Origin of the sequence: Enterobacter cloacae complex sp. P18RS, assembly GCF_014982105.1 — a bacterium.
Lineage (GTDB): Bacteria > Pseudomonadota > Gammaproteobacteria > Enterobacterales > Enterobacteriaceae > Enterobacter > Enterobacter hormaechei_C.
On record NZ_JADCKV010000002.1, the window covers coordinates 64086 to 89534 of the forward strand.

Below are 25449 nucleotides of genomic sequence, written 5' to 3' on the forward strand. Positions count from 1 at the left end.
TACGGTAAACAAAATTTTGGGAAACTATGTCCAGATTCTTTTTTAACGACCGCAAACAGCTTGTCAACGATGCCATTGAAGGCATACTTCTCTCCGCGCCGCACGGTAATCTCGTCAAACTGGATATCGATCCGGCCATCCGCGTGGTGGCTCGCGGCGACTGGGATAAAAGCCGCGTGGCGGTGATCTCCGGTGGCGGCTCCGGCCATGAACCAGCACATGCCGGGTTCGTCGGTAAAGGCATGCTTACCGCAGCGGTGTGTGGCGATCTGTTCGCTTCCCCAAGCGTCGATGCGGTCCTCAATGCCATTGTGGCGGTGACGGGCGATCGTGGCTGCCTGCTGATTGTGAAAAACTACACCGGTGACCGGCTTAACTTTGGCCTGGCGGCGGAAAAAGCCAAACGCTACGGCCTGAAGGTCGAGATGGTTATCGTGGCGGATGATATCGCCCTACCGGATAACAAGCAGCCGCGTGGTATCGCGGGAACGGCGCTGGTGCATAAGATTGCGGGATATGCGGCAGAACAGGGGAAATCGCTAAACGACGTGCGGGATATTGCGCAACAGGCCTGCGATAACCTCTGGAGCCTGGGGGTTGCGATGCAAACCTGTAACCTGCCGGGTAGCGATGATGAAGAAGGACGCATCAGGCAAGGCCACGTGGAGCTGGGGCTGGGGATTCACGGCGAGCCGGGGGCATCGGTGGTGGATACGCAGAACAGCAGGGCGATTATCGATACGCTGGTGATGCCGCTAAAAGCCCAGGCGGGTGACGGGCGCTTTGCGGTGCTGATCAACAACCTCGGCGGCGTGTCAGCGCTGGAGATGGCTCTGCTCACCAAAGAGCTGGCGCATTCGGCGTTGAAAGAGAACATTGCGTATCTGATTGGCCCGGCGCCGCTGGTGAGTGCTCTGGATATGAAAGGCTTTTCGCTAACGCTGTTAAAGCTCAACGATTTCTTCGAGAAGGCGATTCACGCCGAGGTCGAGACGCTGGGCTGGCAGAAGCCCGTCGCGTTCGCGCCCCTGCGTACCGTCCCCCATAGCGCCCTTCATGATCGCGTGGAATATACCCCGTCGGACAATCCGCAGGTGAGCGAGGCCGTCGCCTCGGTAACGAAAACATTGATCCAGCTGGAAAATCGCCTTAACGCGCTGGATGCCAAAGTAGGCGATGGCGATACGGGCTCCACCTTTGCGCAAGGGGCGCGGGATATTGCGCAGCGACTTGAGGAGAACAACCTGCCCCTTAACGACGTGCCGACATTACTCCTGCTGGTTGGCGAGCGGCTGGCAACGGTAATGGGCGGATCGAGCGGCGTATTGATGTCGATCTTCTTCACTGCGGCAGGACAAAAGCTTCACGATGGACAGTCGCTACCTGAAGCATTGCTGAGCGGACTGGCGCAGATGAAGCAGTATGGCGGTGCAGATCTCGGCGATCGTACGCTGATCGATGCCCTGCAACCGGCGCTGGAGGCGTTACAGAAAGGCAATATTCAGGCGGCAGCGCAGGCCGCGCAGCAAGGGGCTGAAGCAACGGCGAAAATGGCGAAAGCCGGCGCGGGACGCTCGTCGTACGTGAATAAAGAGAATCTGGACGGGGTGATGGATCCGGGGGCGGTCGCGGTGGCGGAAGTGTTTAAGACCATGGTAGATGCAAAACGGTAACAACCGTTACCGTTTTTAGTGTTTGCGCCCTCTCCCTGTGGGAGAGGGTTGGGGTGAGGGCATCAGGCCGCACATTCCCCGGCAATCTCACATCAGAAATCCGCTTTCAACACCACGCGGTAGCGGGCTTTGCCGTCGCGCACGTGCTGGATCGCTTCGTTGATTTTTGACATCGGATACAGCTCGGTGGTTGGCGCCACTTTTGTGCGTCCGGCAAACTTCATCAGCTTGCGTAACTCATATGGTGTGCCGGTAGCAGAGCCGGATATGCTGCGATCGCCGCCGATCAGGGTAAACGCCGGAACCGGCAGCGGCTTCATCACCGCACCCACGGTGTGGAAGTTACCGCCGTAGGCCAGGGCTTCAAAGTACGGCTGCCAGTCGAGATCGACGTTGACGGTGTTGATGATCAGGTCAAACTGGCCTGCCAGAGCGGTGAGCGCCTGGGGATCGCGACTGTTCACCACTTTATCCGCACCCATCGCCAGCACTTCCTGCTCTTTCGCCGGGTTAGAGCTGAACGCCGTCACTTCACAGCCCATCGCGTGCAGCAGCTTGATGGCGATATGGCCCAGACCGCCAATCCCGATCACGCCCACGCGGCTGGTGGCGGTGACGTGATGCATCAGCAGCGGTTTAAAGACGGTGATACCGCCACAGAGCAGCGGACCGGCGGATTCGATATCAATGCTGTCCGGCAGCGGGATAACCCATTGCCAGTCGGCGCGCAGCTTATCGGCGAAACCGCCCTTGTTCAGGATGGTCGGCGTAGCGCCCTCAAGGCAGTTGATCTGATTGCCGCTGATACAGGCGTCGCAGTGGCCGCAGCTGCGTGCCGTCCAGCCGATACCCACGCGCTGGCCCACTTTCAGCCCTTTGTCCTGCGCGGCGCTGCCGAGCGCCACGACGCGGCCAATGACTTCGTGCCCGGCCACCAGCGGATAGCTGGAGAAGCCCCATTCATTGTCGATCATCGAGAGATCTGAGTGGCAGATCCCGCAGTAATCAACCTGTACTTCGACGTCTTCCGCTTTTAGTTCGCCCGCATCGTACTCGTACAGCTCAAGTTCTGCACCCGCCTGCGGTGCGGCGTAGCTTTTTATCTTCGACATCGCATTTCCCCTGTTTTGGTGTGAACTGTGAGTGTAGAGCATTCAGTTTACAGACGCTTAACAGAAGACGGCAGGAACAAAACTTACAGACTTTTCAGCATCCTGACTTCGCAGTCCACGTGGCCCGTGCAGCCCAGTGGCGCATCGATATGCTCAAAGCCGAGATGTTCATACAGGCCAATGGCCTCTTTAAGGAAAGCGGTGGTTTCAAGGTAGCAACGTTTAAAGCCCTGTGAGCGTGCATGTTCCAGGGCGACCAGCGCCAGCTTTTTCGCCAGGCCTTGTCCGCGTATCGTTGGCAGGAAATACATTTTCTGGAGTTCACAGATATCCGGCTCGCTGCAAAGCAGTGGGGCAATGCCGCCGCCGCCCACGACCTGGCCGTCCTGTTCAATGACCCAGTAGGCATGGCCCGGCTGGCTGTACAGCTGAAAAAGTTCGTCCAGATTTGGGTCGGCCACGGTGTAGCCTTTGTCGGCGGTCAGGCCATATTCGGCAGAAACCGTGCGGATAACGGCGGCGATAGCCGGGTTGTCGCTGGCGGATATCCGGCGGAGTGTAGGGAGGGACTGCGTGGAGCTCATTTTGTTACTCAATCAATAAAAATTCATCATAGTGATATTTGATACCACCCTCTTTACAATCATGCAAGGCAGAGATAATGACAGGGAAGAATTTTCATCATCCACATGGTGTTTATACCATTTCGCTCATGTTCTCTTTTTCAAAGTTATATTATTTTCTGTTGTTGTGAAGTGCGCTGTTATTATTTATCAGGATGATGAATTATGAATATAGATACGCTTTTATCAATGTCTTTGCCGTGTGAAGTTTTTTCCACGTTCCACCGTTTTGAAAACTATTATGTAGATGATATGCAGTGTGGAGATTTAGTCGATAGGGATTTCCAGTTATTAGGACTTGAGGACATTTCTGCGCGGGTAGACCCGTTCAGGTGTTTGCAATTCAATGCGAATAATTTCTATAGTCCTCGGGTGGCGGACTTCGGCCTACGGAAACCGCAGGGTGTGTCACTTAGCCGTCAGCGCTGCGCTGAGATTATGTTTGATGAGATGATAGAACTCTCGACACAATTTGCTCACGGGCCATACGCCCCGCTTATAGGTGAGTTGATTAATCATTTTCATTACGGTAATGGAGGATCATGGCACAGTGAGCGTCTGAGTAGAGCATATGCAGAAGTGATTAGAGGTACAGAAACAAATCATTTGTTGCATTGCATTCAGACGGAGATAAATGAACGTTTCTATCTGAAACAGCAGATAGGGATTGATTTTAATTTTCTTACGGCTTTAAGCGGACACATCACTAGAAACGTCAGGCTGCCAAAATTTAACCGTTTCATCGATAGGTTTAATGGGTTGGGAATAAGCGTACATGATATTTATGCCCAGAAGGTCAGCCTGGAAAGTTTCCATCGCAATGCTGTATCCTGGGAGGGGGGGCTGTTATTTACCGGACAGGATCATTTTGGTCTTGGGACGGAAGATATTACAAATGACTTCTATAAGAACTTTCGCTTCTTCCGCATTTGGTTTTTTTTGCAACGACATCGCGATTATGCATTTAAACCCTTCATGACAAATTTTAGAGCTTATATTCATATAAACGGTGGCGTTTGATGCTGAATCATCGGAAACGTAAAGCGGCTTTTCTTAGCCTGGTGCTGTTGATAACCTGCTATTTACTCTGGACTCAACGACCAGTGACTATCATCCGCGCCGGTAGCCATGCTGAGTATGATCCCGGATTTGTCCTCAAGGAGTTTGCCAGCAAAGACAGAAAATTTGAGGCCTATGGAATCCTGGTAGACCATCTGGCTTTAACGGAGTGGGGACGTATTCATTGGTATCTGGATCATAAAGAAGAACTGAAAAACCTTTATCACATACCATCATCCGATGGCTATAACATTACCTTTTGGGATATCGGTGATGGCTTTACTGATTTTGCAAGCTCAGGGGATGGCGATATGTATTGCCTGCCTCCGATAAAGGAAACAGAAAAACATTGTGTTGAGAAAAATATGCTTATGAGCGTGGATTATGAGCAAGGTTACTATGAAAAATTCTCCTTCAGCAAGAGTGAGTATTACTGGATAACCATGCCGGACGGGAAGTTGGTGCGAATAAAAAATGCGTTATAAAAGAAAACACCGGAGAGAGTCTCCGGTGTTTTCATGATATTACAGCGCCGCGATAACCGCCTGCTGCTCGATCAGTTTGGTCTTCGCATCGGCGAAGGCAACCAGACGCTCACGCTCTTTGGCGATGACCGCTTCCGGCGCGCGGGCCACAAAGCCCTCGTTCGCCAGTTTGCTTTCGATTTTGCCAATTTCCACGTCGACTTTCGCCACTTCTTTCGCCAGACGCGCCAGCTCCGCATCTTTGTCGATCAGGCCCGCCATCGGGATCAGCAGCTCCGCGCCGTCGATGATTTTGGTCACGGAAACCGGACCTTTGTCATCGGCAGGCAGCACGGTGATGCTTTCCAGACGCGCCATGGTTTTCAGGAAGGTGTTGTTCTCGGTGACGCGACGAACGGCAGCTTCGCTGCAACCGCGCAGCAGCAGCTCCAGTGGTTTACCCGGAGCGATGTTCATTTCCGCGCGGATGTTACGTACCGCAACGATCGCCTGTTTCAGCCACTCGGTATCCGCAGATGCGGCTTCATCCACTTTCGCGGCGTCGAATGCCGGGAACGGCTGGAGCATGATGGTATCGGCATTAATACCGGCAATCACCTTCACGCGCTGCCAGATGGTTTCGGTGATGAATGGAATGATCGGGTGCGCAAGGCGCAGCAGACCTTCCAGAACGGTAATCAGCGTATTACGCGTGCCGCGCAGTTCCGCTTCAGAACCGCCGTTCATGACCGGCTTCGCCAGCTCCAGGTACCAGTCGCAGAACTGGTTCCAGGTGAATTCGTACAGGATGCCTGCCGCGATGTCGAAGCGGTAGCTGTCCAGCGCGTCGCGGAATGCTTTCACCGTCTGGTTAAATTCCGCCAGGATCCAGCGGTCTGCCAGAGACAGGGTCATTTCGCCGCCGTTAAAGCCGCAATCCTGATCTTCGGTGTTCATCAGCACGAAGCGGCTGGCGTTCCACAGCTTGTTACAGAAGTTACGGTAACCTTCCAGACGCTTCATATCCCAGTTGATGTCACGACCGGTGGAGGCCAGCGCCGCCAGGGTGAAGCGCAGGGCGTCGGTACCGTGAGATTCGATCCCGTTCGGGAACTGCTTCTCGGTACGCTTGCGGATTTTCTCCGCCAGCTGCGGCTGCATCATGTTGCCGGTACGTTTTTCCAGCAGCTCTTCCAGAGAGATACCGTCCACCATATCCAGCGGGTCGATAACGTTACCCTTGGATTTGGACATCTTCTGGCCTTCGTCGTCGCGGATCAGGCCGGTCATGTAGACGGTATGGAACGGAACCTGCGGCTTGCCGTCTTCGTCTTTGATGAAGTGCATGGTCATCATGATCATGCGGGCGATCCAGAAGAAGATGATGTCGAAGCCGGATACCATCACGCTGGTTGGATGGAACTGACGCAGCGCGTCGGTGTTTTCCGGCCAGCCGAGGGTAGAGAAGGTCCACAGTGCGGAGGAGAACCAGGTATCCAGCACGTCTTCGTCCTGGCGCAGGGCAACGTCAGCGCCCAGGTTGTTTTCCTGACGCACTTCCTCTTCGGTGCGGCCAACGTAGACATTGCCTTTGTTGTCGTACCACGCCGGGATACGGTGACCCCACCACAGCTGACGGGAAATACACCAGTCCTGAATATCGCGCATCCAGGAGAAGTACATGTTTTCGTACTGCTTCGGCACGAACTGGATGCTGCCGTTCTCAACCGCTTCAACAGCCGGTTTCGCCAGCACGTCGGCACGCACGTACCACTGGTCGGTCAGCATTGGCTCGATAACCACGCCGCCACGGTCGCCGTACGGCACGGTCAGATCGTGAGGTTTAATCTCTTCCAGCAGGCCGAGTGCGTCAACGGCGGCTACGATGGCTTTACGCGCGGCAAAGCGCTCCAGCTTCTGGAACTCAGCCGGGATGTCGCTGGAATAAACGTCGGATTCGTTGCCTTTGGTGTCATACACTTCTGCGCTTTCGCGGATATCGCCGTCGAAGGTCAGAATGTTGATCATCGGAAGTTGATGACGACGACCGACTTCATAGTCGTTGAAGTCATGCGCCGGGGTGATTTTCACGCAGCCGGTGCCTTTTTCCATGTCGGCGTGTTCGTCGCCCACAATCGGAATACGGCGGTTCACCAGCGGCAGCACCACGAATTTGCCGATCAGATCTTTATAACGCGGATCTTCCGGGTTAACGGCCACGCCGGTATCGCCCAGCAGGGTTTCCGGACGGGTGGTCGCCACCACCAGGTAATCTTTACCGTCGGCGGTTTTTGCGCCGTCGGCCAGCGGATAGCGGATGTGCCACATGGAGCCTTTAGACTCGCGGTTTTCCACTTCCAGGTCAGAGATGGCGGTGCGCAGTTTCGGGTCCCAGTTGACCAGGCGCTTGCCACGATAAATCAGGTCTTCTTTGTACAGGCGCACAAAGACTTCTTTCACGGCGTTGGACAGGCCTTCATCCATGGTGAAGCGCTCGCGCTCCCAGTCTACGGAGTTGCCGAGACGGCGCATCTGACGGGTAATGGTGCCGCCGGATTCTGCCTTCCACTGCCAGATTTTGTCGATGAACGCGTCGCGACCGTAGTCGTGGCGGGTTTTACCCTCTTCAGCGGCAATTTTACGCTCAACCACCATCTGGGTCGCGATACCCGCGTGGTCAGTCCCCGCCTGCCACAGGGTATTTTTGCCCTGCATGCGCTGGTAGCGGATCATGGTATCCATGATGGTCTGCTGGAAAGCATGCCCCATATGCAAACTGCCGGTGACGTTCGGCGGCGGGATCATGATGCAGAAGGACTCTTTGCTTTCGTCGCCGTTAGGCTTGAAATAGCCCTGCTGTTCCCAGTGCTCGTAAAGCGGCTGTTCGATATCGCGTGGGTTATATGTCTTTTCCATTATTTCCAGGTTGCCGTATTCAGGTTAAAACCGGCCAGGCGGTACGCTTTGTAGCGTTCGCGCGCCAGTTGTTTCAAGGATTCTTCGTAAGGGACAAAGTCTACCACTTCTGTGAAAGCGGTGGCAAAATCTGCAAAGTCTGTCCGCAGGCTAATGAGAATGTCGCGCGCGCTGCTGTTGCGTTTTTGCGGCCAGGCAATCTCCACCGGTGCCCCGCCGCGTGGACCTTCGCCCGACAGGTTATGCGGAACAAAACTCTCCGGCGGGCGCGCCCATAGCGCTTCATCCAGGCGAATCGCCTGCTGCTCATCTTCACAGGCAATCAGGACGCGTTTACCTGCGCGCCAACGTTCTGCGGCAATTTCACACACCAGCTGTTCAACGGCGCTGAGGCCATCCTGATGGGTGTCATTGTCCAGAAGGTAGAACGTTGCATTCTTCATATATGGGGCTTCTTGTCATGGATTTAAATGCAAAGCCGGGTGGCGCTTCGCTTACCCGGCCTACGGTTGAGTGGCGTGTAGGCCGGGTAAGGCGTAGCCGCCACCCGGCGTTTTACATCACTCGTCGCCGTTAAAACCCGCACGATTGAGCAGGAACTGCGACAGCAGCGCCACCGGACGTCCGGTCGCGCCTTTGGCTTTACCGGAGCGCCATGCGGTCCCCGCGATGTCCAGGTGCGCCCAGTTGTACTTGCGGGTAAAGCGCGCCAGGAAGCAGCCCGCGGTAATTGCTCCGCCAGGACGACCGCCGATGTTCGCCATGTCTGCGAAGTTAGACTCCAGCTGTTCCTGGAACTCGTCCCCCAGCGGCAGACGCCACGCGCGGTCGCCGGCCTGCTCGGACGCGCCGATCAGCTCATGCGCCAGCGGGTTGTGGTTCGACATCAGGCCGGTGATGTGGTGGCCCAGCGCAATCACGCAGGCGCCGGTCAGCGTAGCCACGTCGATCACCGCTTCAGGTTCGAAGCGCTCAACGTAGGTCAGCACGTCGCACAGCACCAGACGGCCTTCGGCGTCGGTGTTCAGCACCTCAACGGTCTGGCCGGACATGGTGGTCAGCACATCACCCGGACGATAAGCGCGGCCGCCAGGCATGTTTTCGCAGCCCGCCAGCACGCCGATCACGTTGATGGGCAACTGAAGTTCCGCGACCATGCGCATGACGCCGTAAACCGCCGCCGCGCCGCACATGTCGTACTTCATCTCATCCATGCCTTCTGAAGGCTTGATGGAGATACCGCCGGAGTCGAAGGTCAGCCCTTTACCGACGAGCACGATGGGACGCGCATCTTCAGACGGATTACCCTTGTACTCAATGACCGACATCAGGGATTCGTTCTGGGAACCGTTACCGACCGCCAGATAAGAGTGCATCCCCAGCTCTTTCATCTGCTGTTCGCCGATAACGCGGGTGATGACGTTCTTGCTGTACGCGTCAGCCAGCTGGCGCGCCTGAGACGCCAGGTACGCGGCGTTACAGATGTTTGGCGGCATATTGCCAAGATCTTTTGCCGCTTTAATACCGGCGGCAATGGCCAGACCGTGCTGAATGGCGCGCTCGCCGCTGGTCAGCTCGCGACGGGTTGGCACGTTAAAGACCATTTTACGCAGCGGGCGACGCGGCTCGCTTTTGGTGGTTTTCAGCTGATCAAAGCTGTAGAGGCTCTCTTTTGCGGTTTCGACGGCCTGGCGCACTTTCCAGTACGTGTTGCGGCCCTTAACGTGCAGCTCCGTCAGGAAGCAGACGGCTTCCATCGAACCAGTATCATTCAGTGTATTAATGGTTTTCTGAATAACCTGCTTGTACTGGCGCTCATCAAGCTCACGTTCTTTACCACAGCCAATCAGCAGAATACGCTCGGACAGGACGTTCGGAACATGGTGCAGCAACAGGGTCTGCCCTGGTTTGCCTTCCAGTTCGCCACGGCGCAGCAGGGCGCTGATATAGCCGTCGCTGATTTTATCGAGTTGCTCGGCGATCGGGGAGAGTCGGCGTGGTTCAAAGACGCCCACAACGATGCAGGCACTCCGCTGTTTCTCCGGGCTACCGCTTTTTACACTGAACTCCATGCACTACGCTCCTGAATCTTAAAGACAACGGCGGCGGCTACGGATAGAATTGAAACCTTTCGTAACTCATGTCCGCCGTTGTGGTGACTTCGTGTTAATCTTACGTTACTACGGTTTCGACACGTCAATAAATGTCATGAAGCGCGAATCCGCCGGGTTTTTTAATCTTAGCGATGATTTCGACGACTCAAGAGAATAAATGACGTTTAAGCCATGAAACAAGCTAAATTCCTGCATAAGACGAGTTTTAACGGGCGTATTTAAAGTGATAATCATAAGATATCTGGTTCGGGAGACGCTGAAGAGCCAACTGGCGATCCTCTTTATCCTCCTTCTGATCTTTTTCTGTCAGAAGCTGGTCAGGATCCTCGGCGCGGCGGTTGATGGCGAAATCCCAACGAATCTGGTGCTTTCCCTGCTCGGGCTTGGCGTGCCGGAAATGGCGCAGCTTATCCTGCCGTTAAGCCTGTTCCTTGGTCTGCTGATGACCCTGGGTAAGCTCTATACCGAAAGTGAAATCACCGTGATGCATGCCTGCGGCCTCAGTAAAGCCGTACTGGTAAAAGCAGCCATGGTGCTGGCGCTGTTTACGGGCATTGTTGCCGCGGTTAACGTCATGTGGGCGGGGCCGACCTCCTCTCGACATCAGGATGAGGTGCTGGCGGAAGCAAAAGCTAACCCGGGGCTGGCGGCGCTGGCGCAGGGGCAGTTCCAGCAGGCGACCGACGGTAACTCCGTGCTGTTTATCGAAAGCGTCGATGGCAACCGCTTCAATGACGTGTTTCTTGCTCAACTGCGCCCGAAAGGTAACGCCCGGCCTTCTGTGGTGGTGGCGGACTCCGGTCAGCTGTCTCAGCGTAAAGACGGCTCTCAGGTTGTCACGCTGAACAAAGGAACGCGTTTCGAAGGCACGGCTATGCTGCGCGACTTCCGTATTACCGATTTTCAGAACTACCAGGCCATCATTGGCCATCAGGCCGTCGCGCTCGATCCCACGGATACTGAGCAGATGGATATGCGCACCTTAATGAATACCGATACCGATCGTGCGCGTGCTGAACTGCACTGGCGTATCACGCTGGTCTTCACCGTATTTATGATGGCGCTGATGGTGGTTCCGCTGAGCGTGGTAAACCCGCGCCAGGGCCGCGTGCTGTCGATGCTGCCAGCGATGCTGCTGTATCTGGTATTCTTCCTGCTGCAAACCTCAATCAAGTCTAACGGCGGGAAAGGAAAAATTGACCCGATGATCTGGACCTGGGTCGTGAATGGTTTGTATCTGCTGCTGGCAGTCGGACTCAACTTGTGGGACACGGTGCCTGTGCGTCGTCTTCGTGCCCGGTTTACGCGTAAAGGAGCCATCTAATGCAGGCGTTTGGCGTACTTGACCGCTATATCGGTAAAACGATTTTCACCACCATCATGATGACCCTGTTCATGCTGGTGTCGCTCTCGGGCATTATCAAATTTGTCGACCAGTTGAAAAAAGCCGGGCAGGGGAGTTACGACGCGTTGGGCGCCGGGATGTATACCCTGCTCAGCGTACCAAAAGATGTGCAGATCTTCTTCCCGATGGCGGCCCTGTTGGGGGCGCTGCTGGGCCTGGGGATGCTGGCTCAGCGTAGCGAGCTGGTGGTTATGCAGGCATCGGGTTTTACCCGTATGCAGGTTGCGCTGTCGGTGATGAAAACCGCGATCCCGCTGGTGCTGTTGACCATGGCGATTGGCGAATGGGTCGCGCCGCAGGGCGAACAGATGGCGCGTAACTACCGTGCTCAGGCTATGTACGGCGGTTCACTGCTCTCCACGCAGCAGGGATTATGGGCGAAAGATGGTCAGAACTTTGTCTATATCGAACGCGTGAAAGGGGACGATGAACTGGGCGGCGTGAGTATCTATGCCTTCAATAACGATCGTCGTTTACAGTCGGTGCGTTATGCCGCCTCCGCTAAATTTGATGCGAACAACAAGCTTTGGCGGTTATCCCAGGTTGATGAATCTGACCTGACGAACCCGAAACAGATCACCGGTTCGCAGACCGTTAGCGGTACCTGGAAAACCAACCTGACGCCGGACAAGCTTGGGGTGGTAGCGCTCGATCCCGATGCGCTCTCCATCAGCGGTCTGCATAATTACGTGAAGTATCTGAAATCGAGCGGACAGGATGCGGGGCGTTACCAGCTCAACATGTGGAGCAAAATCTTCCAGCCGCTGTCCGTGGCCGTGATGATGCTGATGGCGCTGTCGTTCATCTTTGGACCGCTGCGTAGCGTGCCGATGGGGGTTCGCGTGGTAACCGGTATCAGCTTTGGTTTTGTGTTCTACGTCCTCGATCAGATTTTCGGTCCGCTGACGCTGGTGTATGGCATTCCGCCAATTATCGGCGCACTGTTGCCGAGCGCCAGTTTCTTCCTGATCAGCCTCTGGATGCTGCTAAAACGCTCCTGATAAACCTTCTTCCTCGCTCCCGGTTGCCCGGGGGCGAGGCTAATCTCCTGTTTCACCCCGCACTTTTTCTCACAACCTTCAACGCCTCGCCGTGAATTTGAGTATTATTGAGCGATAAAGTCGTGAAGGGATCCTCTATGAAGCAAATTCGAATGCTGGCCCAGTACTACGTCGACCTGATGATGAAGCTCGGGCTGGTGCGTTTTTCCATGCTGCTGGCGCTGGCGCTGGTCGTTCTGGCCATCGTCGTGCAAATGGCCGTGACCATGGTTCTGCATGGTCAGGTCGAGAGCATCGACGTGATCCGCTCTATTTTCTTTGGCCTGCTGATTACCCCATGGGCGGTCTATTTTCTCTCCGTGGTGGTTGAGCAACTGGAAGAGTCCCGACAGCGTTTATCGAAACTGGTGGATAAGCTGGAAGAGATGCGCGAGCGCGATCTCAAACTCAACGTCCAGCTCAAGGACAACATTGCCCAGCTGAATCAGGAAATTTCAGACCGTGAGAAGGCGGAAGCCGAGCGTCAGACCACGCTTGAGCAGCTAAAAGTTGAGATGAAAGAGCGTGAAGTGACGCAGATCCAGCTTGAACAGCAATCCTCTTTCCTGCGCTCGTTCCTCGATGCTTCGCCGGATCTGGTGTTCTACCGTAATGAAGATAAAGAGTTCTCCGGCTGTAACCGGGCCATGGAACTGTTGACCGGGAAAAGCGAAAAGCAGCTGATCCACCTGAAACCTCAGGATGTCTATTCCGAAGAGGCGGCAGCAAAAGTGATGGAGACGGATGAAAAGGTCTTCCGCCATAACGTTTCGCTGACCTATGAGCAGTGGCTGGACTATCCTGACGGGCGCAAAGCCTGCTTTGAGATCCGCAAAGTGCCTTATTACGACCGGGTGGGGAAACGTCATGGTCTGATGGGCTTTGGCCGCGATATCACCGAGCGTAAGCGCTATCAGGATGCGCTGGAGCGCGCCAGCCGGGATAAAACCACCTTCATCTCCACCATCAGCCATGAACTGCGCACCCCGCTGAATGGCATTGTGGGGCTGAGCCGCATTCTGCTGGATACCGAGCTGACCAGCGAGCAGGAAAAATACCTGAAAACGATCCACGTCTCGGCGGTCACGCTGGGTAATATCTTCAATGATATTATCGACATGGATAAGATGGAGCGCCGTAAAGTTCAGCTCGACAACCAGCCGGTTGATTTTACCGGTTTCCTCGCGGACCTGGAAAACCTGTCAGGTTTACAGGCTCAGCAAAAAGGGTTGAGCTTTGTGATGGAGCCAACGCTGCCGTTGCCGCATAAAGTGGTGACGGACGGCACACGTCTGCGGCAGATCCTGTGGAACCTCATCAGCAACGCCGTGAAGTTTACCCAGAAGGGGCAGGTTGCGGTGCGCATTCGCTATGACGAAGGCGACATGCTGCACTTTGAAGTTGAGGACTCGGGTATCGGCATTCCTCAGGAGGAGCAGGATAAGATCTTCGCCATGTATTATCAGGTTAAAGACAGCCACGGCGGTAAACCGGCGACCGGTACGGGCATTGGACTGGCGGTGTCGAAACGTCTGGCGAAAAGTATGGGCGGGGATATCACCGTTGCCAGCCAGCCGGGTAAAGGCTCCACCTTTACGCTTACCGTCCACGCGCCTGCCGTGGCGGAAGAGGTGGAAGATACGTTTGAGAACGACGATATGCCGCTGCCAGCCCTGCACGTTCTGCTGGTGGAAGATATTGAGCTGAACGTCATTGTCGCTCGGTCGGTACTGGAAAAACTCGGTAACAGCGTGGATGTGGCGATGACCGGGAAAGCCGCGCTGGAGATGTTCACGCCGGGCGAGTATGACCTGGTGCTGCTCGATATTCAGCTACCGGACATGACCGGGCTGGATATCTCCCGCGAGCTGACGCGCAAATATGCTCCTGACGAGCTGCCGCCGCTGGTGGCGTTGACCGCAAACGTGTTGAAAGATAAAAAAGAGTATCTCGAGGCCGGTATGGACGATGTGCTCAGCAAGCCGCTGGCGGTACCCGCCCTGACGGCGATGATCAAGAAGTTCTGGGATACCTGTGATGAAGAGGAGAGCACCATGACGTCTGTTGATAGCGCTAAAGCCCAAACGATACTGGATACCGCCATGCTGGAGCAGTATATCGATCTGGTGGGACCAAAACTGATCACCGATGGCCTCGCCGTGTTCGAAAAAATGATGCCGGGCTATCTGAACGTGCTCGAATCCAACCTGACGGCGCGTGACCAGAAGGGCATCGTCGAAGAGGGACATAAAATCAAAGGCGCGGCAGGATCTGTCGGGTTACGCCATCTCCAGCAGCTGGGCCAACAGATTCAGTCTCCTGATTTACCTGCCTGGGAAGATAACGTAGGTGATTGGGTCGAAGAGATGAAACAAGAGTGGCAAAACGATGTGGCAGTGCTGAAAGCCTGGGTGGATGCCAGAAAAAAATGACCCCGGCTATACCGGGGTGCGCGAATACTGCGCCAACACCAGGGAAATCGTGGCTGCGCCTGATTTTTGTGGGTTGTTTTCGCATGGACGCCGCCTGAAAATTGAGGCCGCACGCAGATAAGATAGCAAATCTTAAACAGTTTGTTACATGAATCAGTGAAATGTGTGAAGCATAGCGTTTTAATCAGAATTTTTAATGTGCTTCAGCGAGTTGCATAGAAGGATCGTCAGAATGAAAAAGATTGGTGTCGTGCTGAGCGGATGTGGTGTTTACGATGGTTCAGAGATACATGAAACCGTATTAACGCTGCTGGCATTATCGCGCCAGGGAGCAGACGTTATCTGCTTCGCCCCGGATAAAACCCAGGCAGATGTGATTAATCATCTTAACGGCGAGCCAATGGCGGAAAGCCGTAACGTGCTGATTGAAGCGGCGCGTATTGTGCGCGGCGATATTCACCCGCTGGCACAGGCCGATGCCGCTGAACTTGATGCGCTCATCGTGCCGGGCGGTTTTGGCGCGGCGAAAAACCTGAGCACGTTTGCAACGGAAGGCACGGCGTGTCATGTCGATCCCGATTTGAAAGCGCTATCGCTGGCGATGCATGCGGCAGGTAAGCCGCAGGGCTTTATCTGCATTGCGCCGGCCATGCTGCCGAAAATTTTTGATTTCCCGCTGCGGCTCACGATCGGAACCGACATTGATACCGCTGAGATTGTCGAGGATATGGGCGGCGAACACGTGCCATGTCCGGTAGACGACATTGTGGTGGACGAGGACAACAAGATCATCACCACGCCAGCGTATATGCTGGCGCAGAACATCGCCGAGGCTGCCGCAGGCATTGAAAAGCTGGTGGACAGAGTGCTGGTCCTGACCGAATGAGTCGTAAATTCTCCCCCGGCGGGTGGTTAAAACGGATCCTGCTGCGTATTATGCTGGTCCTGGCCGTGTTCTGGGGCGGCGGTATTGCGCTGTTCAGCATCCTGCCCGTCCCGTTCTCGGCCGTGATGGCAGAGCGGCAGATTAGCGCCTGGCTCTCTGGGGATTTTGGCTATGTTGCCCATTCTGACTGGGTCAGCATGGATGCAATCTCGCCGTGGATGGGGCTGGCGGTCATTGCGGCAGAAGATCAGAAATTCCCGGAGCACTGGGGTTTTGACGTGGCGGCTATCGAGAAGGCGCTGGATCATAATGAACGTCATGAAAACCGCGTCCGCGGCGCATCGACGCTTTCTCAGCAGACGGTAAAAAACCTGTTCTTATGGGACGGTCGCAGCTGGGTGAGAAAAGGGCTGGAGGCCGGGCTGACGCTGGGCGTCGAGACGGTGTGGAGCAAAAAACGCATTTTAACCGTCTACCTGAATATCGCGGAATTTGGTGACGGCGTATTTGGTGTCGAAGCGGCATCGCAGCGCTATTTTGGCAAGCCCGCCAGCAGGCTGACTATGTCCGAAGCGGCACTGCTTGCCGCCGTGCTGCCGAACCCGCTGCGTTTTAAGGCCAGCGCCCCGTCAGGCTACGTGCGAAGCCGCCAGGCGTGGATTATGCGTCAGATGCGCCAGCTGGGTGGGGAAGGGTTTATGGAGCGAAATAATCTTAGGTAGGGCGGGTAAGCGCAGCGCTACCCGCCGACATGGCGAACGTTAGTCTTCGTCAAACCCGGCGTTGAACAGGGCAATCACTGCCGCCAGCGCTTCTTCTTCCTGCGGGCCGGTGGCTTCAACTTCAATCTGACGGCCTTTGGCAGAATCCAGCATCAGTAGCGCAATCACGCTGTTGGCTTCTGCCTCGGTTCCCTCGTCGTTGCGCAGCAGCACCTCAGCATCAAAACCCTGCATCAGTTCAAACAGCTTCATCGCCGGGCGCGCATGCATGCCCAGCTTGTTGGTGATTTCGACGGTCTGTTTTACGGTCATGTTTTGCGTTTTTCCAGCGTGCGATGACGGGACTGAACGTTCTTCCCGCGTGAGCGGAAGTAATCGGCCAGCTGTTCGGCAATGTAGACCGAACGATGTTTACCGCCGGTACAGCCAATCGCCACCGTCAGGTAGCTGCGATTGTTTGTTTCCAGCATAGGTAACCATAGCTCAAGGTAGCTTCGCGTCTGGTAGATAAAATTGTGTACTTCTGTGTGTCGATCGAGGAACGCCGCCACCGGCTTATCCAGACCGGTCATCGGACGCAGTTTCGGATCCCAGTGTGGGTTCGGCAGGAAACGCACATCAAAAACGTAATCCGCATCGATAGGTATGCCGTGCTTAAAGCCGAAGGATTCAAACACCATCGTCAGTTCGCGCTCGCGCTTGCCGAGTAAGCGCGTACGCAGCATTTCCGCCAGCTCGTGGACGGACATTTCGGAGGTGTCGACAATCAGGTCGGCCCGGGAACGCAGCGGCTCAAGCAGATCGCTCTCTTTATCGATGGCGCTTTCCAGCGAAAGATTTTTACTGGAGAGCGGATGCAAACGACGTGTATCGCTGTAGCGACGGATCAGCGTGTTGCGGTCAGCGTCCAGGAACAAGAGCTGAGGCGAGAAGCATTCCGGCAGGCTGTTCATTGCCTGCTCGAAGATTTCTGGCGATTCCGGCATGTTACGCACGTCGATACTGACGGCGGCAGAGATTTGCCTGTCCGCCAGCGTCCGCGCCAGATCGGGTAACAACACTACCGGCAGGTTATCTACACAGTAAAATCCCATGTCTTCCAGCGCGCGCAGGGCCACGGACTTCCCGGACCCCGAACGACCGCTGACGATCATCAGCACCATGTTCCGTTTCTCCTCAGGGCAGCCGTTCTGAAGGCCCTTTCCCGATTATGCCTCATCCTGATTGCCTTCTGCTTCAGTGATAATTTGATAAAGCTCTTCATCACTTTGGGCTGAGCGCAGTCGACGACAAATGGTTTTATCCGCCAGACGTTTGGCAACCAGCGACAGCGTGTGCAGGTGGGTTTTGGTCTGATCGGCAGGAACCAGAAGCGCGAAAAGCAGATCCACAGGCTGGTTATCGATGGCGTCAAAAGCGATAGGCGTTTCCAGTTGCACAAACACCCCCACGGCACGCAGCGTATCTTCTTCCAGCTTGCCATGCGGGATCGCAATGCCATTGCCGATGCCAGTACTGCCCATTTTTTCACGGGTCAGAATGGCTTCAAACACGATCTGCGGCGGCAGACCCAGCTGTTTTGCGGCCAGCTCACTGATGATTTCCAGCGCACGTTTTTTGCTCTGGCAGTGAACGCCACTGCGGGTACAATCCTGGTTAAGGACATTGCTCAGTTGAAGAGCGGAATCGTTGTTTATCATAATTTCACCTAAGCGCTAACTGTACAAATGGCCTGTTGTGTTTCACAACAGGCCGTCCTGCACCCGTTAACTGCCCGGACAATTAGTGTTGTTTCAGTTTATCTTTATGTTTATTGAGCTGTCTCGCAAGCTTATCAATCAAGCCGTCGATAGCCGCGTACATGTCTTGCCCTTCCGCACTGGCATGGAGTTCCCCTCCGTTGACGTGTAGGGTCGCATCCGAGATATGCGTCACTTTCTCCACTTTCAACACAACATAGACCTGGTTGATCCTCTCGAAATACTGCTCGAGTTTCGCAAACTTAGTGTTTACAAAATCGCGTAAAGCCTCAGTAATCTCGACGTTATGTCCGGTGATATTGAGCTGCATAGTGTCTTCCTTATCGGTTGTGTCAAACCAGTTGTTTACGCTGGTTAGACGGCGGAATGGATAAAGACTCTCGATACTTCGCGACAGTACGACGTGCCACCATAATACCCTGATCGGACAGCATGGTGGTTAACTTACTGTCACTGAGTGGCTTCGCGGGGTTCTCCGCGGCGATCAACTTCTTCACCAGTGCGCGAATAGCCGTTGACGAGGCTTCGCCGCCGCCTTCGGTGTTCACGTGGCTGGAGAAGAAATACTTAAGCTCAAAAATACCGCGTGGGCTGTGCAGATATTTCTGCGTGGTCACGCGGGAAATGGTTGATTCATGCATCTCGACGGCCTGGGCGATGTCTGCCAGCACCATCGGTTTCATAAACTCTTCGCCCTGCTCAAAGAACGCCTGCTGCTGTTCGACAATACAGCGGCTGACGCGCAGCAGCGTGTCATTACGGCTCTCCAGGCTCTTGATCAACCAGCGTGCTTCCTGAAGGTTGCTGCGAATGTATTGATTATCAGCGTCATTACGTGCGCTGGTGCACATGGAGGCGTATTGCTGGTTGATTTGCAGGCGAGGAATGCTGTCGGCATTCAGTTCAACGACCCAGCGGCCATTGTGTTTTCTCACCAGCACATCGGGGATGACATATCCCGGTTCGCTGGTCTGGATCGACTGCCCCGGACGCGGATCGAGCGACTGGATCAGATTCACCGCTTCCTTCAGCACCTCTTCTTTCAGGCGCGTGACGCGCATCAGGGTGCGGAAGTCATGATTCGCCAGCAGATCCAGATGATCGCTGATGATGAGCCGGGCTTCGTCAATCCACGGTGTCTCTTTGGCAAACTGCGAAAGTTGGATCAGAAGGCAGTCGCGCAGATCTTTCGCGGCGACGCCAATCGGGTCGAAGCGCTGAACGCGTTTCAGGACGGCTTCAATCTCTTCCAGTTCAATCTCGTCATTGCCGATGCTTTCCAGAATCTCGTCCAGCGTCACGGTCAAATAGCCCGTGTCGTCAACGGCATCGACAATCGAGGTGGCAATGGCGCGATCGGTATCGGAGAAAGGGGTCAGCTCTACCTGCCACATCAGGTAGTCCTGAAGCGACTGGGTGGTTTCGCCCTGGTAGACCGGGAGTTCATCGTCCTGGTAGTCTGCACGTGTCCCGGAAGGGGTACCCGCGGTGTAGATTTCGTCCCAGCTGGCATCCAGCGGCAGTTCGTCCGGCATCTCTTTCTGTTCAAGCGCATCTACGGAGTCGAGCGTTTCTGTGTCCTGCGTCTGCTGGGCGTCTACCTCGTCATGAAGATCGGTTTGCTCCAGCAGCGGATTGCTGTCCAGCGCCTGCTGGAGCTCCTGCTGGAGTTCTAACGTGGACAGCTGCAACAGACGGATTGCCTGCTGTAGCTGCGGCGTCATGGCCAGTTGCTGGCTGAGCCGTAATTGCAAACCTTGCTTCATGTTCAGAGCGTTTTTCTCCGGTTCGGCGTGACTTAACCTCTACCCTATCAGAGTCTGAAGTCTTCCCCAAGGTACACGCGCTTAACATGCTCATCTTCGAGGATTTGCTGCGGCGTACCGTGGGCAATCAGATGGCCCTGGCTCACTATGTAGGCGCGCTCACACACGGCCAGCGTTTCACGAACGTTGTGGTCCGTGATCAGTACGCCAAGCCCGCTGTCGCGCAGGTGCTCAATGATACGTTTGATATCGATAACGGAGATGGGGTCAACGCCCGCAAACGGTTCATCCAGCAGGATGAATTTTGGGTTTGCTGCCAGCGCGCGCGCAATCTCAACGCGGCGGCGTTCACCACCGGACAGCGCCTGGCCGAGGCTGTCACGCAGATGCTCGATATGAAACTCTTCCATCAGCTCGTTCGCACGGTCAGTGCGCTGCTCGCTGGTCAGATCGTCACGGATCTGGAGCACGGCCATCAGGTTGTCGAACACGCTTAAGCGGCGGAAGATAGACGCTTCCTGCGGCAAATAGCCGATGCCACGACGCGCGCGGGCATGAAGCGGCAGCAGGCTGATATCTTCATCATCGATGATGATGTTGCCGGCGTCACGCGGGACGATGCCCACCACCATGTAGAAGGTCGTGGTTTTACCCGCCCCGTTAGGGCCAAGCAAACCCACGATTTCGCCGGAGTTGACGGTCAGACTGACATCTTCGACGACGCGGCGGCCCTTATACGCTTTCGCGAGGTTTTTTGCAGTTAAAGTTGCCATAACGAATTAGTTACTCTTTTTCTGTGCCGGAGCCTGACCGTTGTTCTTGTCCTGCAACTGCGAAGGCACAAGCACGGTCGTGACGCGTTTGCCTTTTTCGCTGGAGGCCTGCATTTTCTGCTCTTTCACCAGATAGGTGATCTTGTCGCCTTTGATGTTGCTGTCCAGCTGTTCCAGGTAAGCATTACCGGTCAGGATGACCAGATCCTTCGCCAGTTCATAATGCATATGCGAGGCATGGCCTTTCACCGGCTTGCCGTTGTCCTGCATCTGGTAGAAGGTGGCCGGGTTGCCATAACCATCGATAATCTCTTTGCCCTGCTCGCCGCCCGGACGGGTAACGACCACTTTGTCGGCGTTGATTTTAATGGTGCCCTGGGTCATGACGACGTTGCCGGTAAAGGTGACGACGTTACCCTGCATATCCAGAGACTGGGTATCGGATTCAATATGAATCGGCTGTTCGGTGTCGCCAGTCACAGCAAGCGCGGGAAGACTGGCCGCCAGCAGCGCGCTGGCGATAACAACTTTAAGGCTGAGTTTGTTTGTTTTGAATTTCATAGGAGGTTCTAACCTTTTCAATCAGCTCGGCGTTTTTGCTGCGTAAGTTCCCGCGCATTCTTAAACCGCTGGAATTAAATGTTGTGCCATACAGGGTGACTAGATCCTGCGACGTGACATCCTGGGTGACCAGGTTGATCTGGGCGTTATCCGTCGTAATTTTTCGCAGTTGCGCGTCAGCGGTCAGGGCGTTGACTTCAACGTGACCATACAGGTAAAGCATACGGTCATTTGTCAGTTTTGCCCGGTCAGACTTGATAGACCACGTCGGCACTTTGTCCGTATCAAAGGTGGTCATGACCGGTTGGGTAAACCACGAGGTACCGTCATCTGAAAAATATTCTACATGCTGAGCAACGAGGCGATAGTTCAGCGCGCCTTCCGGGCTATAGACCACGGTGTCGCTGTGATCGCTTTTATAGGTCGGGTCGCTCGTGTTAACCACTTCCGCTTGCGTATCATCGCGGTCAGCGAGGTTGACGCCAATCAGTACCAGGGCGACAAGCGCAAGCAGAATGATAACCCAACGTCTGGTTTTACTCATATCGATTGCCCTTTCGCCTCATCAAGCTTGCCCTGCGACAGCAGAAGCAGATCGCAGACTTCACGGACGGCGCCGCGGCCACCGTGAATATGGGTAACGTAATCAGCACGCGGGATCAGCAGCGGGTGCGCGTCAGCCACGGCGATGCTCAGACCCACCTCCGCCATCACTGGCCAGTCGATCAAATCATCCCCGACGTATGCCACATTCTCTGGTGCAATGGCCAGTTTTCCCAGCAGATCCCGGAAAGCTACCATCTTATCAGACTGCCCCTGATAGAGATGGGTAATGCCCAGCGTTTCACACCGATCTTCTACCAGTTTAGCTTTCCGCCCGGTGATGATTGCAACTTCAATTCCGGACGTGAGCGCACAGCGGATACCGTAACCGTCGCGAACGTTAAAGGCTTTCAGCTCTTCGCCGTTATTGCCCATATAAATCAGACCGTCGGAGAGCACACCATCCACATCGAGGATCAACAGGCGGATATTTTCCGCCTTTGCCATCATGTGGGCGCTCACCGGGCCATAACAGGTTGCAAGGGATGCACCCGCATTACTCATTGTCTTATCCTTCATTACACTACGCCAGCGCGCAGCAGATCATGCATATGTACCACACCCAGCAGTTGGTCGCCATCGGCAACCATCACTGAGGTAATATGACGGGACTGCATCAGGTTCAGCACATCTACCGCCAGCGTGCCCGGACGGACGCGGATCCCGCCTGGCGTCATCACATCAGCAATGCCCAGCGTTCGGACATCCACACCCATATCGAATACCCGGCGCAGGTCGCCGTCGGTGAAAATGCCCTGAATCTTCATCAGATCGTCGCAGATAACCGTCATGCCCAGGTTTTTACGGGTGATCTCCAGTAACGCGTCGCGCAAAGAGGCCTCTTTGCTCACGTGCGGGATCTCATCTCCGGTGTGCATAATATCGTTAACCCGCAGCAGCAGTTTGCGCCCGAGCGCGCCGCCGGGATGAGACAGGGCAAAATCTTCAGGCGTAAAACCGCGGGCTTCCAGCAGCGCAACGGCAAGGGCATCGCCCATCACCAGCGCGGCGGTTGTGCTGGAGGTCGGCGCCAGCCCCAGCGGACAGGCTTCTTTAGGCACTTTCACGCACAGGTGAATATCCGCCGCACGCGCCATGCTGCTTTCCGGTCGGCTGGTCATGCAAATCAGCGGTACGTGCAGACGCTTCAGCACCGGGATCAACGCCAGGATTTCATTCGATTCCCCGGAGTTGGACAGCGCAATAACCACGTCCTGCGGCGTAACCATGCCGAGGTCACCGTGCGCGGCTTCACCGGGATGAACGAAGAATGACGACGTGCCGGTACTGGCAAAGGTCGCCGCCATTTTGCGTCCGATATGGCCGGATTTGCCCATCCCCATCACCACGACTTTGCCGGCACAGTAGAACATCTTCTCACAGGCCAGACTAAAATCCTGATTAATGTACTGATCTAACTGCGCCAGACCTTCACGTTCAATCTCCAGAACGTCTTTGCCTGCTTTCTGAAAGTCAAAACCCGGCTGCAATTCTATTTGCGACATAATGCGTTTCCGTTTACCCAGAGAGAAGAGGCGAAAGCCAGTACAGCATCGCCAGCCATACGATAAATCCACCCGTCAGCAGCGCGCCTGCGCCTTTGCCGATCTGCTCTTTTCGCCGCCAGCAGAGCAGGGCGAAAATCACGCTGACCAGCAGCATTACACCGTAATCGCGCGTGAAAACCATAGGGTTAAACGGCCCCGGCGAGATTAGCGCCGGCAGCCCCGTCACGATTGCGATATTGAAAATATTCGAGCCGATGATATTGCCGATGGCGATATCATCTTCCCCTTTACGCGCCCCGGCGATGGCGGTGGCCAGCTCTGGCAGGCTGGTGCCGATGGCGATTACCGTCAGACCGATTGTCAGTTCGCTCATCGCAAACGCGTTCGCCAGCACCGTCGCGTTATCGACCACCATCCGCGTGGCCATTGGCATGATGATCAGCGCGACGCCCAGCCACAGCAGGGCGACGGGTAAGGTCCCTTCCCGGGGCAGCTCGGCGAGATGCTCACGCGTAAGGCTATCGTTACCCTGTTTTTCCGCCAGACGTGCGATCTTCACGCTGTAAAGCAACCAGATTACGGCCAGGGCGAGCAGGAATATACCGTCACCGACGCTCAGCACCCCGTCATAAAGTACGTAGCCTGCCAGCAGACTGACGACTAACATTAACGGCAATTCCCGGCGCAAAACATCAGAATGCACGCGAAATGGATGCAGTAATGCGGCTAAGCCTAAAATCAGTAAGATATTGACGATGTTAGAGCCAATCGCGGTGCCGATAGCGAGGTCGACCTGCCCATGCAGCGAGGCTGAAACAGAAACGATGATTTCAGGAAGCGATGTGCCTACACTGACCACCGTCATGCCGATAATGATGGGCGGCATGCCAATGAGTCGACAGAGAATGGATGCGGCAAAGACCAAACGGTCAGCACTGTAGACCACCAACAGTAAACCAATTATTAACAGTGCTGTTGCTAAAAGCATCAAAAGTCCTTTCTTCAGGTATACTCGCTGGTCCACTGCGCACGAATGTTGGCGCCAGATGAAGTCTGAGACGTAACGAATTCCTAATTTTGACTTTATGCGCCGGAAAAGTAAAACAAATGCCAGCTTTCGCTAACCCCAATAGTGAATATTCTGTAAAAATGCGGGGTTTAGGGCTGATTTACGCTTCATGCCAGCCGTGAAGCAAGGTAAGTAAGGAACCATAAATGAGCCAAACGATGGCGAATATAGTCGATGTCCGGGGCGTCAGTTTTTCTCGCGGCAACCGGTTAATATTTGATGATATTTCGCTGACCGTGCCGCGCGGTAAAATCACCGCCATCATGGGGCCGTCAGGGATCGGTAAAACCACGTTGCTGCGTCTTATCGGCGGGCAAATTCCCCCTGACAGCGGCGAAATTCTCTTCGACGGCGAAAACGTCCCGGCGATGTCTCGCTCGCGCCTCTACACGGTTCGCAAACGGATGAGCATGCTCTTTCAGTCGGGCGCGCTGTTCACGGATATGAACGTTTTTGACAACGTGGCCTATCCGTTGCGTGAGCACACCCATCTTCCTCCTGAGCTGTTGCACAGTACGGTGATGATGAAGCTTGAAGCCGTGGGGCTGCGGGGGGCTGCGAAACTCATGCCGTCCGAACTCTCGGGTGGGATGGCGCGCCGCGCCGCGCTGGCGCGTGCTATTGCCCTGGAACCCGATTTAATCATGTTCGATGAACCGTTCGTCGGGCAGGACCCCATCACCATGGGCGTGCTGGTGAAGTTAATTTCGGAGCTGAACAGCGCGCTTGGCGTCACCTGCGTGGTGGTTTCCCACGACGTGCCGGAAGTGCTGAGTATCGCTGATTACGCCTATATTGTGGCTGACAAAAAGATCGTCGCCCACGGCAGCGCGCAGGCGTTGCAGGAGAATGGCGATCCGCGCGTGCGGCAGTTCCTGGACGGTATCGCAGATGGGCCGGTGCCTTTCCGCTATCCGGCGGGCGACTATCATGACGATTTACTCGGAATAGGGAGTTAAGCCA

25 protein-coding genes are annotated in these 25449 nt (G+C 55.1%); 9 read left to right on the forward strand and 16 right to left on the reverse strand.

Features of this window, described 5'->3' with window-relative positions:
• Positions 1-26: 26 nt before the first annotated feature.
• The gene (locus INF61_RS00395) at positions 27-1673 is read left to right on the forward strand and encodes a dihydroxyacetone kinase subunit DhaK (RefSeq protein WP_023304495.1); all 1647 of its coding nucleotides are present in this window, start codon (positions 27-29) and stop codon (positions 1671-1673) included.
• Between the two features lie 92 nt (positions 1674-1765).
• Here INF61_RS00395 and INF61_RS00400 read toward each other — a convergent pair whose 3' ends face one another.
• Both INF61_RS00400 and INF61_RS00405 read right to left on the reverse strand, forming a co-directional pair.
• Positions 1766-2785 carry an NAD(P)-dependent alcohol dehydrogenase gene (locus INF61_RS00400; protein WP_015571992.1) on the reverse strand — a complete coding sequence of 340 codons (1020 nt, stop codon included), beginning with the start codon at positions 2783-2785 and terminating at the stop codon, positions 1766-1768.
• Between the two features lie 83 nt (positions 2786-2868).
• Positions 2869-3369: a GNAT family N-acetyltransferase gene (locus tag INF61_RS00405; RefSeq protein WP_193547438.1), complete on the reverse strand. Its 501-nt coding sequence runs from the start codon at positions 3367-3369 to the stop codon at positions 2869-2871.
• Between the two features lie 204 nt (positions 3370-3573).
• Here INF61_RS00405 and INF61_RS00410 point away from each other — a divergent pair, with 204 nt between their 5' ends.
• Together INF61_RS00410 and INF61_RS00415 are read left to right on the forward strand one after the other, a co-directional pair.
• The gene (locus tag INF61_RS00410) at positions 3574-4428 is read left to right on the forward strand and encodes a DUF3289 family protein (protein WP_193547439.1); all 855 of its coding nucleotides are present in this window, start codon (positions 3574-3576) and stop codon (positions 4426-4428) included.
• Entirely contained in the window at positions 4428-4952 is a 525-nt protein-coding gene (locus INF61_RS00415) for a DUF943 family protein (RefSeq protein WP_045141583.1), read from the forward strand. The genes INF61_RS00410 and INF61_RS00415 overlap by 1 nt, the downstream gene beginning before the upstream one ends.
• A 39-nt stretch (positions 4953-4991) precedes the next feature.
• On the opposite strand, the gene INF61_RS00420 is transcribed toward INF61_RS00415, so the two are convergent.
• The 3 genes from INF61_RS00420 to pepA form a co-directional block, all read right to left on the reverse strand.
• The gene (locus tag INF61_RS00420; protein WP_193547440.1) at positions 4992-7847 is read right to left on the reverse strand and encodes a valine--tRNA ligase; all 2856 of its coding nucleotides are present in this window, start codon (positions 7845-7847) and stop codon (positions 4992-4994) included.
• Positions 7847-8290 carry a DNA polymerase III subunit chi gene (holC, locus tag INF61_RS00425; protein WP_003861884.1) on the reverse strand — a complete coding sequence of 148 codons (444 nt, stop codon included), beginning with the start codon at positions 8288-8290 and terminating at the stop codon, positions 7847-7849. Before holC ends, INF61_RS00420 begins: the two co-directional genes overlap by 1 nt.
• A gap of 117 nt (positions 8291-8407) precedes the next feature.
• Positions 8408-9919: a leucyl aminopeptidase gene (pepA, locus tag INF61_RS00430; RefSeq protein WP_003861882.1), complete on the reverse strand. Its 1512-nt coding sequence runs from the start codon at positions 9917-9919 to the stop codon at positions 8408-8410.
• 265 nt (positions 9920-10184) lie between these two features.
• On the opposite strand from pepA, the gene lptF reads away from it, so the two are divergent.
• From lptF to mtgA, 5 genes are all read left to right on the forward strand, one after another.
• The gene (gene lptF, locus INF61_RS00435) at positions 10185-11285 is read left to right on the forward strand and encodes an LPS export ABC transporter permease LptF (protein WP_003861881.1); all 1101 of its coding nucleotides are present in this window, start codon (positions 10185-10187) and stop codon (positions 11283-11285) included.
• The gene (gene lptG, locus INF61_RS00440; protein WP_001147540.1) at positions 11285-12367 is read left to right on the forward strand and encodes an LPS export ABC transporter permease LptG; all 1083 of its coding nucleotides are present in this window, start codon (positions 11285-11287) and stop codon (positions 12365-12367) included. The genes lptF and lptG overlap by 1 nt, the downstream gene beginning before the upstream one ends.
• 137 nt (positions 12368-12504) lie before the next feature.
• The gene (gene arcB / locus INF61_RS00445; RefSeq protein WP_017382727.1) at positions 12505-14838 is read left to right on the forward strand and encodes an aerobic respiration two-component sensor histidine kinase ArcB; all 2334 of its coding nucleotides are present in this window, start codon (positions 12505-12507) and stop codon (positions 14836-14838) included.
• Between the two features lie 232 nt (positions 14839-15070).
• Complete coding sequence (elbB, locus tag INF61_RS00450) at positions 15071-15724, forward strand: isoprenoid biosynthesis glyoxalase ElbB (RefSeq protein WP_032655241.1); 654 nt, start codon at positions 15071-15073, stop codon at positions 15722-15724.
• Entirely contained in the window at positions 15721-16446 is a 726-nt protein-coding gene (gene mtgA, locus INF61_RS00455) for a monofunctional biosynthetic peptidoglycan transglycosylase (RefSeq protein WP_045348099.1), read from the forward strand. Before elbB ends, mtgA begins: the two co-directional genes overlap by 4 nt.
• Before the next feature lie 39 nt (positions 16447-16485).
• Here the strand turns inward: mtgA and npr are convergent, their stop codons facing one another.
• From npr to INF61_RS00510, 11 genes are all read right to left on the reverse strand, one after another.
• A complete protein-coding gene (gene npr / locus INF61_RS00460) occupies positions 16486-16758 on the reverse strand; it encodes a PTS phosphocarrier protein NPr (protein ID WP_003861872.1) in 273 nt (90 codons plus the stop codon).
• Positions 16755-17609, reverse strand: a complete 855-nt coding sequence (rapZ, locus tag INF61_RS00465) for an RNase adapter RapZ (protein WP_003861870.1) — start codon at positions 17607-17609, stop codon at positions 16755-16757. Before rapZ ends, npr begins: the two co-directional genes overlap by 4 nt.
• 45 nt (positions 17610-17654) lie before the next feature.
• Complete coding sequence (ptsN, locus tag INF61_RS00470; RefSeq protein WP_003861869.1) at positions 17655-18146, reverse strand: PTS IIA-like nitrogen regulatory protein PtsN; 492 nt, start codon at positions 18144-18146, stop codon at positions 17655-17657.
• A gap of 82 nt (positions 18147-18228) precedes the next feature.
• Complete coding sequence (gene hpf, locus INF61_RS00475; protein ID WP_003861866.1) at positions 18229-18516, reverse strand: ribosome hibernation promoting factor; 288 nt, start codon at positions 18514-18516, stop codon at positions 18229-18231.
• A gap of 22 nt (positions 18517-18538) precedes the next feature.
• Positions 18539-19972, reverse strand: a complete 1434-nt coding sequence (gene rpoN / locus INF61_RS00480; protein WP_193547441.1) for an RNA polymerase factor sigma-54 — start codon at positions 19970-19972, stop codon at positions 18539-18541.
• A gap of 47 nt (positions 19973-20019) precedes the next feature.
• A complete protein-coding gene (lptB, locus tag INF61_RS00485) occupies positions 20020-20745 on the reverse strand; it encodes an LPS export ABC transporter ATP-binding protein (RefSeq protein ID WP_003861862.1) in 726 nt (241 codons plus the stop codon).
• A gap of 6 nt (positions 20746-20751) precedes the next feature.
• On the reverse strand, positions 20752-21306 hold the full coding sequence (lptA, locus tag INF61_RS00490; protein WP_006812136.1) for a lipopolysaccharide ABC transporter substrate-binding protein LptA: 555 nt from the start codon (positions 21304-21306) through the stop codon (positions 20752-20754).
• A complete protein-coding gene (gene lptC / locus INF61_RS00495) occupies positions 21275-21850 on the reverse strand; it encodes an LPS export ABC transporter periplasmic protein LptC (protein ID WP_015571983.1) in 576 nt (191 codons plus the stop codon). The genes lptA and lptC overlap by 32 nt, the downstream gene beginning before the upstream one ends.
• A complete protein-coding gene (kdsC, locus tag INF61_RS00500) occupies positions 21847-22413 on the reverse strand; it encodes a 3-deoxy-manno-octulosonate-8-phosphatase KdsC (RefSeq protein WP_017693909.1) in 567 nt (188 codons plus the stop codon). The genes lptC and kdsC overlap by 4 nt, the downstream gene beginning before the upstream one ends.
• A 14-nt stretch (positions 22414-22427) precedes the next feature.
• Complete coding sequence (gene kdsD / locus INF61_RS00505; RefSeq protein WP_003861853.1) at positions 22428-23414, reverse strand: arabinose-5-phosphate isomerase KdsD; 987 nt, start codon at positions 23412-23414, stop codon at positions 22428-22430.
• 13 nt (positions 23415-23427) lie between these two features.
• On the reverse strand, positions 23428-24405 hold the full coding sequence (locus INF61_RS00510; RefSeq protein ID WP_003861852.1) for a calcium/sodium antiporter: 978 nt from the start codon (positions 24403-24405) through the stop codon (positions 23428-23430).
• Between the two features lie 227 nt (positions 24406-24632).
• On the opposite strand from INF61_RS00510, the gene mlaF reads away from it, so the two are divergent.
• Positions 24633-25445: a phospholipid ABC transporter ATP-binding protein MlaF gene (gene mlaF / locus INF61_RS00515; protein WP_017382730.1), complete on the forward strand. Its 813-nt coding sequence runs from the start codon at positions 24633-24635 to the stop codon at positions 25443-25445.
• Positions 25446-25449: the final 4 nt, after the last annotated feature.

What these genes read in the sequence shown, in the direction of transcription:
- hpf (WP_003861866.1), bottom strand. Translation starts at nt 18,516, where the DNA reads ATGCAGCTCAATATCACCGGACATAACGTCGAGATTACTGAGGCTTTA.
- mtgA (WP_045348099.1), top strand. Translation starts at nt 15,721, where the DNA reads ATGAGTCGTAAATTCTCCCCCGGCGGGTGGTTAAAACGGATCCTGCTG.
- elbB (WP_032655241.1), top strand. Translation starts at nt 15,071, where the DNA reads ATGAAAAAGATTGGTGTCGTGCTGAGCGGATGTGGTGTTTACGATGGT.
- INF61_RS00415 (WP_045141583.1), top strand. Translation starts at nt 4,428, where the DNA reads ATGCTGAATCATCGGAAACGTAAAGCGGCTTTTCTTAGCCTGGTGCTG.
- mlaF (WP_017382730.1), top strand. Translation starts at nt 24,633, where the DNA reads ATGAGCCAAACGATGGCGAATATAGTCGATGTCCGGGGCGTCAGTTTT.
- INF61_RS00510 (WP_003861852.1), bottom strand. Translation starts at nt 24,405, where the DNA reads ATGCTTTTAGCAACAGCACTGTTAATAATTGGTTTACTGTTGGTGGTC.
- lptC (WP_015571983.1), bottom strand. Translation starts at nt 21,850, where the DNA reads ATGAGTAAAACCAGACGTTGGGTTATCATTCTGCTTGCGCTTGTCGCC.
- kdsC (WP_017693909.1), bottom strand. Translation starts at nt 22,413, where the DNA reads ATGAGTAATGCGGGTGCATCCCTTGCAACCTGTTATGGCCCGGTGAGC.
- pepA (WP_003861882.1), bottom strand. Translation starts at nt 9,919, where the DNA reads ATGGAGTTCAGTGTAAAAAGCGGTAGCCCGGAGAAACAGCGGAGTGCC.
- INF61_RS00420 (WP_193547440.1), bottom strand. Translation starts at nt 7,847, where the DNA reads ATGGAAAAGACATATAACCCACGCGATATCGAACAGCCGCTTTACGAG.
- holC (WP_003861884.1), bottom strand. Translation starts at nt 8,290, where the DNA reads ATGAAGAATGCAACGTTCTACCTTCTGGACAATGACACCCATCAGGAT.
- kdsD (WP_003861853.1), bottom strand. Translation starts at nt 23,414, where the DNA reads ATGTCGCAAATAGAATTGCAGCCGGGTTTTGACTTTCAGAAAGCAGGC.
- arcB (WP_017382727.1), top strand. Translation starts at nt 12,505, where the DNA reads ATGAAGCAAATTCGAATGCTGGCCCAGTACTACGTCGACCTGATGATG.
- npr (WP_003861872.1), bottom strand. Translation starts at nt 16,758, where the DNA reads ATGACCGTAAAACAGACCGTCGAAATCACCAACAAGCTGGGCATGCAT.
- INF61_RS00410 (WP_193547439.1), top strand. Translation starts at nt 3,574, where the DNA reads ATGAATATAGATACGCTTTTATCAATGTCTTTGCCGTGTGAAGTTTTT.
- INF61_RS00395 (WP_023304495.1), top strand. Translation starts at nt 27, where the DNA reads ATGTCCAGATTCTTTTTTAACGACCGCAAACAGCTTGTCAACGATGCC.
- INF61_RS00400 (WP_015571992.1), bottom strand. Translation starts at nt 2,785, where the DNA reads ATGTCGAAGATAAAAAGCTACGCCGCACCGCAGGCGGGTGCAGAACTT.
- INF61_RS00405 (WP_193547438.1), bottom strand. Translation starts at nt 3,369, where the DNA reads ATGAGCTCCACGCAGTCCCTCCCTACACTCCGCCGGATATCCGCCAGC.
- rpoN (WP_193547441.1), bottom strand. Translation starts at nt 19,972, where the DNA reads ATGAAGCAAGGTTTGCAATTACGGCTCAGCCAGCAACTGGCCATGACG.
- lptB (WP_003861862.1), bottom strand. Translation starts at nt 20,745, where the DNA reads ATGGCAACTTTAACTGCAAAAAACCTCGCGAAAGCGTATAAGGGCCGC.
- lptG (WP_001147540.1), top strand. Translation starts at nt 11,285, where the DNA reads ATGCAGGCGTTTGGCGTACTTGACCGCTATATCGGTAAAACGATTTTC.
- ptsN (WP_003861869.1), bottom strand. Translation starts at nt 18,146, where the DNA reads ATGATAAACAACGATTCCGCTCTTCAACTGAGCAATGTCCTTAACCAG.
- rapZ (WP_003861870.1), bottom strand. Translation starts at nt 17,609, where the DNA reads ATGGTGCTGATGATCGTCAGCGGTCGTTCGGGGTCCGGGAAGTCCGTG.
- lptA (WP_006812136.1), bottom strand. Translation starts at nt 21,306, where the DNA reads ATGAAATTCAAAACAAACAAACTCAGCCTTAAAGTTGTTATCGCCAGC.